Source organism: Mesorhizobium sp. M7A.F.Ca.AU.001.01.1.1 (assembly GCF_004022735.1).
Taxonomy (GTDB): domain Bacteria; phylum Pseudomonadota; class Alphaproteobacteria; order Rhizobiales; family Rhizobiaceae; genus Mesorhizobium; species Mesorhizobium ciceri.
Genome location: NZ_RZPF01000946.1, coordinates 1 through 2,001, shown reverse-complemented (window position 1 = coordinate 2,001; position 2,001 = coordinate 1). Strand labels below are relative to the sequence as shown.

Genomic DNA, 2,001 nt, shown 5'->3' with positions numbered 1-2,001 from the left:
TGATGCCGGGCGACAACATCACGGTCGATGTCGAGCTGATCGTGCCGATCGCCATGGAAGAGAAGCTGCGCTTCGCTATCCGTGAAGGCGGCCGCACCGTCGGTGCCGGCATCGTCGTCACCATCAAAGAGTAATTTGGACTTAAACCGATCTGTCGCGGGCGCGGGAGTTGCCCGCGCCGCGCCAGAACAAGGAAGTGACGCATGAACGGACAGAATATCCGCATCCGCCTTAAGGCGTTTGACCACCGCGTGCTCGACGCCTCGACGAAGGAAATCGTGTCGACGGCCAAGCGTACCGGTGCAAACGTCCGCGGCCCCATTCCGCTGCCGACGCGGATCGAAAAGTTCACGGTCAACCGGTCGCCTCACGTCGACAAGAAGAGCCGCGAGCAGTTCGAGATGCGCACGCACAAGCGTCTGCTCGACATCGTCGATCCGACCCCGCAGACGGTCGATGCTTTGATGAAGCTCGATCTGGCCGCCGGCGTCGACGTCGAGATCAAGCTCTAAGGGAATGAGAGCGCGGTAAGGGGCGGTGCCCCTGGCCCGGAACTCTAAAGGAATTGAACCGATGCGTTCAGGTGTGATTGCAAAGAAGGTGGGAATGACCCGCATCTATAACGATGCCGGGGAACATGTTCCCGTCACCGTTCTCCTGATGGAGAACTGCCAGGTCGTGGCCCAGCGCACGCAAGAGAAGAATGGCTACACCGCCGTTCAGCTCGGCGTTGGCCTTGCCAAGGTGAAGAACACGTCGAAGGCGATGCGCGGCCATTTCGCGACCGCTTCCGTCGAGCCGAAGGCGAAGGTCGCCGAGTTCCGCGTCTCCGCCGACAACATGATCGATGTCGGCGCCGAGATCACCGTCGAGCACTTCGTCGCCGGCCAGAAGGTCGATGTGACGGGCACGACGATCGGCAAGGGCTTTCAGGGCGTCATCAAGCGCCACCACATGGGCGGTGGCCGTGCAACGCACGGTAACTCGGTTTCGCACCGTACGCACGGTTCGACCGGCCAGCGCCAGGACCCGGGCAAGGTGTTCAAGGGCAAGCATATGGCTGGCCACATGGGCGACACCCGCGTCACCACGCAGAATGTCGAGATCGTATCGACCGACGCCGACCGCGGCCTGATCCTGATCCGCGGTGCGGTTCCCGGATCGAAGGGCGCCTGGATCCTGGTTCGCGATGCGGCCAAGGTGGCACTGCCGGCCAATGCGCCGAAGCCTGCCGCGATCCGCGCCGTTGCTGCCGAAAGTGGCGCCAAGAACGAGGCTCCGGCCACAGAGGGAGCGGAATAATGGATCTCAAGATCACAACGCTGGGCGGCAAGGACGCCGGCAAGGTGGAACTCTCCGACGAGATTTTCGGCCTTGATCCGCGCGAAGACATCCTGCAGCGCGTCGTGCGCTGGCAGCTTGCCAAGAAGCAGCAGGGCACGCACAAGACCAAGGGTCGCGCCGAGATCGCGCGCACCGGCGCCAAGATGTACAAGCAGAAGGGTACGGGCCGCGCCCGTCACCATTCGGCACGCGCTCCGCAGTTCCGCGGCGGCGGCAAGGCCCACGGCCCGGTCGTTCGCAGCCACGAGCACGAACTGCCGAAGAAGGTTCGCGCTCTCGGCCTCAAGCATGCTCTCTCGGCCAAGGCCAAGAGCGCGTCGATCATCATCATCGACGAGCTGAAGCTGACCGAGGCCAAGACGAAGGCGCTGATCGCGAATTTCGCGACGCTGGGCCTGACCAATGCTTTGCTGATCGGCGGCGCCGAGCTTGACAAGAACTTCAAGCTGGCGGCGACGAACATCCCCAACATCGACGTGCTGCCCATCCAGGGCATCAACGTCTACGACATTCTGCGCCGCGGCACGCTGGTCCTTTCGAAGGCCGCCGTCGAGGCTCTCGAGGAGCGTTTTAAATGACCGACCTTCGTCATTACGACGTGATCGTCTCGCCGGCGATCACCGAAAAGTCGACCATGGCCTCCGAGCAGAACAAGGT

The 2,001-nt window shown here is 62.7% G+C and carries 3 protein-coding genes and 2 pseudogenes; all 5 read left to right on the top strand.

Annotated features, from left to right (window positions below; translation table 11 throughout):
- Positions 1 to 134: pseudogene (tuf, locus tag EN884_RS34380) on the top strand (elongation factor Tu); the annotation flags it as partial.
- A 69-nt stretch (positions 135 to 203) separates the two neighbouring features.
- Positions 204 to 512 carry a 30S ribosomal protein S10 gene (rpsJ, locus tag EN884_RS34375; RefSeq protein ID WP_010909272.1) on the top strand — a complete coding sequence of 103 codons (309 nt, stop codon included), beginning with the start codon at positions 204 to 206 and terminating at the stop codon, positions 510 to 512.
- 61 nt (positions 513 to 573) lie between these two features.
- A complete protein-coding gene (gene rplC / locus EN884_RS34370) occupies positions 574 to 1,302 on the top strand; it encodes a 50S ribosomal protein L3 (RefSeq protein ID WP_013531422.1) in 729 nt (242 codons plus the stop codon).
- The gene (gene rplD, locus EN884_RS34365) at positions 1,302 to 1,922 is read left to right on the top strand and encodes a 50S ribosomal protein L4 (RefSeq protein WP_013531423.1); all 621 of its coding nucleotides are present in this window, start codon (positions 1,302 to 1,304) and stop codon (positions 1,920 to 1,922) included. The genes rplC and rplD overlap by 1 nt, the downstream gene beginning before the upstream one ends.
- Positions 1,919 to 2,001, top strand: a pseudogene (locus EN884_RS34360) (50S ribosomal protein L23); the annotation flags it as partial. The gene rplD and the pseudogene EN884_RS34360, both read left to right, overlap by 4 nt.